Raw genomic sequence first — 5400 nt, 5'->3', positions numbered from 1 at the left:
CCTTAAGTTGATGGATGTGGGGTAGCACCACATTGCCATCAACCTAAGCTTTTGAGATACCCCCCATAACGAAATTTTCACCTTTTTACAGTTATTTATGAGAATTCAGCTCATTTTTTCGTTTTGGGGAACAATCAATTTCTTAAGTTGATGGTTATGTGATAATGCTTCCATTTGAACAAATTTTCCTTTTCCATACCGATCACACATCTTTTGTAGAGTAATAGTATCAACATATCCCAGTTTAAGAGGTTACTTACAAAATATTTAGAATTTTTTGCGATAATCCTCCGAAATGTAATACGGACTTTAAATATTTTCATTTATAATTCTCTATTTGTCTATACTTTTCATACCGCTGTTGTATAAGCTCTTCCGAGGATAATAGTATCAATTTTTTTAGAGATGATTCGATTACAGATTCAATCATTTTTGCCTGTGATTTTATATCATTTTGTGCTCCACCTTTAATTTCAGGAATGATTTCATCAATAATTCCTAAATGTTTTAAATCTTTTGCTGAAATTTTCATATGTTCAGCAGCTTCTGGAGCATACTTAGCGTCCTTCCATAGGATAGATGCTGCTCCTTCTGGCGAAATTACCGAGTACCATGAATACTCTAACATATGGATATGGTTACCGACACTAATGCCAAGAGCTCCACCACTTGATGCCTCTCCAATTACAATACAAACAATTGGCACTTTAAGTGTAGTCATTTCAAATAGATTTCGAGCTATCGCTTCAGAAATTCCACGTTCTTCAGACCCTATCCCTGGATAGGCGCCTATTGTATCAATAAATGTAATAATAGGGCGATTAAATTTATCAGCTTGTTTCATAAGTCTTAGCGCTTTTCTATAACCTTCTGGATGTGCCATTCCAAAATTTCTTTCTATACTTTCCTTTGTATTTCTACCTCTTTGATGACCAATAACCGTAACGGGCATTCCTTTAAATTTTGCAATACCACCTATCATTGCTTTATCATCACCATATAATCGATCACCATGAAGTTCGAGAAAGTTTGTAAACAATAAAGGTATATAGTCCAATGTCGTGGGTCGGTTACGTAGCCTTGCAATTTGAACTCGTTGAAAAGGTGTAATATTAGAATAAATTTTATCTTGCATTTTATTTAAACGTTTTTCTAATTCATGAATTTCTGACGATAAATCTACATTATTTTCTTTCATAATTTTCTTTAATTCATCAAATTTCTCTTTTAATTCAATAATAGGACGTTCAAAATGCAAACTCATTTTATCCTCCAAATGTTATGACTTACCTCACTCTAATCAAAAGGCTTAGAAATAGAATCAATAAATAATTCAAAACCATCCACAACTATTTTTTGTTCTGATTCTGATAAATTATTGAGAATACTTTGATAAAATGTAATGGATTGCTCTCTTAAGCAATTAACAGTTATGTGACCTTTTTCTGTGAGGTGCAGAAAAAGTTCTCTTCTATTTTTTTCATTTACTTCACGATAAATAAGCCCCTTTTTTACTAACTTATCTACCAATCTACTTACAGTTGAAGTCTCTAATCTAAGTTTATTGGATAGTTGCCAAACAGTTAGTTTTTCCACCTCTAGTTCCTCTAACGCCATCATTTGAGAAGTTGGTAAAGGTTTTTCAAATGGTCCATTGGGCAAATTTTGAGATTCAAAAACCCCAGTTATTATAATCATTTTCTTAATATCTGTTCTTAGTTTTAAGGCATCTTCTCTTTTCAAAAAGGTCACCCTCCTACAACTAATGTATCATACATCAATTGTATTATACATGAATATGATTTTTTCACAAGCTTAACGTAAGCCAATATTACAACATGGACGAGATATTTCTTCTTGTTAAAATGGTATAAGTGGATTGTTTTCTACAAATGGCAGAACATCAATTATGTATCGGGGGCCTTTATGGGGTACCGCTCATCGCAATCAATCTAAGAAAATAAAACTACCCCAAAAACGAAATTTTGTGATAACTTGTAACAAAAAACTCATAATTTTTGGGGGGGAATTCTAAATTCTTAAGTTGATGGGCATGGGGTCACCATATCATTTTAAGAAAATTGTACGTTTGGACACAATTTGGACGCATTTCAGCCGGTTCCCTGTACGCTAAGAAACCGGATACTTACTTTTTTATATAATTTTTCTCTCGTAATGGTCTTAGATTATTAAAATTTGTTTTTTGGTTTAAACTACACAAATAATCTAAGAAACCAAAATGATTTTAATTTTTGCATTCATCTGATTGAAAGATGAATGTTTTTTTGTACATATAAAAAAAATAAGAATTTTTGTCACAAAAATCATTAATTCGGGTTCTATATAATACAGGCATCAAATGAGAGTGAGGTTTTAACCGACATGTTTAAGATTGAAAGGGAAGAAAAGCCTGTTTCGGATGTGACATTTGAAGATTTGTTTAAACAAAACTATGTGTACGTTGTGAAACAGATTGTTTGGATTGTCAAAAACCAGACGATTGCTGAAGAATTGGCACAAGAAGTATTTTTACAGTTATACCGCAACAATTGGAAGGGGATTGAGAACTTATCTGGATGGCTAATAAAATCTTCTACTTTTGTAGCTTATAAGTATATACGATCCGAAAAACGACATCAGGCGAGAGTAGATAAAACCATACAATATCATGAAGTACAGCACATTTCATCCCTAGATGATGATTGGATTAGAAAAGAAGAAATTACAAAAGTACAAATGGCGCTTAGTGAAATGAATGAGAAAGATCGAACCATTTTATTAATGAAATTTTCTGGTTTTCAATATAAAGAAATTGGAGAAGTTCTTCAAATCGACATATCATCTATTGGAACATTATTAGTCCGATCCAAGCAAAAATTTCGTAAAATCTATCAACAATTAGAGGAGGCATAATAAATGAATTGTTATGATATGGGGTTTATTCAAGCATATATAGATGGTGAATTATCTGATGGGACAAGAAAAGAATTCACAAAACACATAGATACTTGTAACGCATGCCAAGATTTATTACTCGAAATCACCAAATTAAATCAATGGGAAAATGTCAAATTAGAGGAAGCAACAGTACATTCATCAAAAGAAATCGAGATTGATGTTGACCAAGCGTGGAAAGTATTTGAAAGTCACGCAAAATTAGAAAATGTTTCTTATATCAATGAAAAAATGGAACCGAAGAAGGGATTGTTTACAAATATGAATAAAAAATCAAAACGTTTCATGTATACTGCAGTAGCGGTAGCAGGGCTTTTTGCAACAGCCATGATTCCACAAGTTCGAGTTGCAGCTACAGATGTTGCCTCTTATTTTTCCAATGCAATTTCAAATGATACGATTATTGATGAAGGAAGAGACGTTACAAAAGGGCAATTTATTCCTCTTGATGAAAAGATTACAGATCAAGGTGTTACAGTACATCTGAAAGAATTATATGTAGCGGATGCACGTATATCCGTTCATTACAAAATTGAAAAAGAAAATGGAAATGTAGTACCGTTTGAATTTGATACAACAGGGTTACAACTTGAAGATGACGGCAAAGTAAATGGTCATCAAGAAAAAAACCCAGAGTATAAGAAAAATGGGTACTTCGGACAATTAGCATTTATTCAAGGAGCAAGTGATGGACCATTCGAACTAAAAGCATCAGGTGCAGAATTAACGGAAATTGGTATTCGTTTTAAGGATAGACCAGAAGGTGTCATCACATTTATCGAAGGTCCTGAAGGGAAAGATTCCTTTAAACAACCACTTACATTAGATGTAAATATAAACAGGATTGGAAAAGTATCTGGTTCTTGGAAAGCCCAACTTCAAATTGATCCTACCAAATTAAAAAAATAAAGTAAGTTCAAATGAAAAAAAGAATAGAACGATGTGTTTCCAATACCATGCTTATATTCTTCCTTGTGTTACTTGCATTTATTTCATACATGATTTCTACTATATCTTTTTTAATTTCATAATCATAAAAAGGTAGTAAAGTAAGTAGCCGGTTCCTTAACGTACAGGGGATCGGTTAATTTGTGTCTAAAATGTGTCCAAACGTACAATTTTCTTTTTTTGATAAGGTGACCCCATGTCCATCAACTTAAGATTTTGAAATTCCCCCAAAACGAAAATTTTGTGCATTTTGCTCGTTTTTATTGTTTTGAAGTAACCTGTTCTTGATAGCGATGTGGGGCGGTACCCAATAAAGTGAAAGTCAATATTATAAAAACAGCACCTCATTTTTCCAATCAAGGTATAATAGATGTAGGAATTTTCACTCAACTAAAGAATAAAAATGAGAGGAAGTGAATTTAGTGTTTGTACCATCTAAATTAAAAAAAGGTGATGAAATACGAATTATTGCACCGAGTAGAAATGTAAAAATCTTATCTGAAGAAGGTATTCTACAAGCCGAAGTTAAGATAATTAGAAAATGTTGGTGAGACCCCTTTAAGGAAATAAAGTCTTAGACTGACCGGGAGGCATTAAGCTAACGGACAGGTATGTGCGATCTAGAAAGGAAGCTTTCCTTTTGTCAAAATGATAGCAAGCATCTAATTATTACGCTCTTCTCCGCAGAAAGTGAGGTTCTGACCATGACGAGACGTTCAGAAGCTGAACATTGGAACGAGGTGTTTGCCGATGTGAATCTCGGCAAGCCGCAAGTAGATTTTTGGCTGGAAAAATACGAGCCGATGCTAGAATTGGCCCAAGATGGACCGGTCATTGATCTTGGCTGCGGATATGGCAGCGACTCTTTGTTTTTAACAGAACGAGGTTATCGGGTCATCGCCTGCGACTTCTCCTCTGAGTCGTTGGCGATTATACGCAAATATGTGCCAGGCGTTGAAACAAATCTATTCGATATGACAGGAGGATTGCCGTTTCCGGATGGTAGCGCGAGGGCGGTTGTCGCGGATTTGTCCCTGCATTATTTTCACTGGGACGATACTGTTTCTATCGTTAGCGAAATTGCGAGAGTTGTCGGCACTGGCGGAATGCTGCTAGCCCGCTTGAATTCCACGCGCGATGTTCATTACGGTGCCGGCCAGGGCATCGAATTGGAACCCCGTTATTACGAGCATGAGGGGCGGCGGAAACGTTTTTTTGACGAAGCAGATATGCGTCGGTTGTTTGACGGATGGGCGATCAACGTGTTGACGGAAACGGACATGCACCGCTACCGGAAGCCGAAAATTTGCTGGGAGATGGCAGCTTGCGTCCGCTGATGGCAGCCTCGGGAGGGGGGCTGTGTGTGCCGACGAACTTGCCGATGTGAATCCGACCGTCGGGACAGCTGGTCGAAAGCAGCCGGACAAAGAGACTCAAACCTTTTTTGTTCCGCTCACGGGGATCGATAATGCAATAAACCAAAAACTAGTCAATAAC

At 35.7% G+C, this 5400-nt stretch carries 5 protein-coding genes; 3 read left to right on the top strand and 2 right to left on the bottom strand.

Annotated elements, in window-relative coordinates; all coding sequences use genetic code 11:
* Window positions 1-319: 319 nt before the first annotated feature.
* Window positions 320-1264 (bottom strand): acetyl-CoA carboxylase carboxyltransferase subunit alpha, encoded by a 945-nt coding sequence (locus tag VK90_RS27210; protein ID WP_000052085.1) that lies wholly within the window; start codon window positions 1262-1264, stop codon window positions 320-322.
* Window positions 1265-1296: 32 nt separating this feature from the next.
* Complete coding sequence (locus VK90_RS27205; RefSeq protein ID WP_000817662.1) at window positions 1297-1743, bottom strand: MarR family winged helix-turn-helix transcriptional regulator; 447 nt, start codon at window positions 1741-1743, stop codon at window positions 1297-1299.
* A gap of 639 nt (window positions 1744-2382) precedes the next feature.
* Here VK90_RS27205 and VK90_RS27200 point away from each other — a divergent pair.
* From VK90_RS27200 to VK90_RS27190, 3 genes are all read left to right on the top strand, one after another.
* Window positions 2383-2913, top strand: coding sequence for an RNA polymerase sigma factor SigX (locus tag VK90_RS27200; protein ID WP_048376714.1), 531 nt, complete (start codon window positions 2383-2385; stop codon window positions 2911-2913).
* Between the two features lie 3 nt (window positions 2914-2916).
* Window positions 2917-3864 (top strand): DUF4179 domain-containing protein, encoded by a 948-nt coding sequence (locus VK90_RS27195; protein ID WP_048376712.1) that lies wholly within the window; start codon window positions 2917-2919, stop codon window positions 3862-3864.
* A 743-nt stretch (window positions 3865-4607) separates the two neighbouring features.
* On the top strand, window positions 4608-5240 hold the full coding sequence (locus tag VK90_RS27190) for a class I SAM-dependent methyltransferase (protein ID WP_048376716.1): 633 nt from the start codon (window positions 4608-4610) through the stop codon (window positions 5238-5240).
* Window positions 5241-5400: the final 160 nt, after the last annotated feature.

The organism is Bacillus sp. LK2, from assembly GCF_001043575.1.
GTDB classification, from domain to species: domain Bacteria; phylum Bacillota; class Bacilli; order Bacillales; family Bacillaceae_G; genus Bacillus_A; species Bacillus_A paramycoides.
Note: the sequence above shows the minus strand (reverse complement) of the source record. Positions and strands in the feature narration are given on the sequence as shown.